The organism is Methylobacterium sp. J-026, assembly GCF_022829585.1.
Classification (GTDB): Bacteria; Pseudomonadota; Alphaproteobacteria; order Rhizobiales; family Beijerinckiaceae; genus Methylobacterium.
Map to the genome: position 1 here is coordinate 1 of NZ_JAKSYC010000274.1, position 301 is coordinate 301.

1 pseudogene is annotated in these 301 nt (G+C 73.4%); it reads right to left on the bottom strand.

Annotated features, from left to right (window positions below):
- Positions 1–301, bottom strand: a pseudogene (locus MKK69_RS23595) (porin); the annotation flags it as partial.

The following is a 301-nucleotide window of genomic DNA, read 5'->3' on the forward strand; positions in this document are numbered from 1 at the left end:
GGACGGAGTCGAGGGTCGTGAGCTGCGAGCCTTCGTCGTAGGCGACATGCAGGCACAGGGCGTCGCCCGGCGCGATGAACGGGTCGCTGAACTTCAGGCTGCCGGGCGCTGCCGAGCCCAGCTCGCTGTTGGTGTGCGGGATGGCGGGGGCAGCGACGCCGCCGGCGACGGCGGCCGGAGTCGACAGGTGGCCGATGTTCAACTCGTGGGTGGCGGCGGAGAGCTGAGCCGGGCCCCAGGCCTGGTCGGGGCGCAGGACGCCGACCAAGTCGGGCAGAGGCGCGCGCTGTCGAGCGGTCGC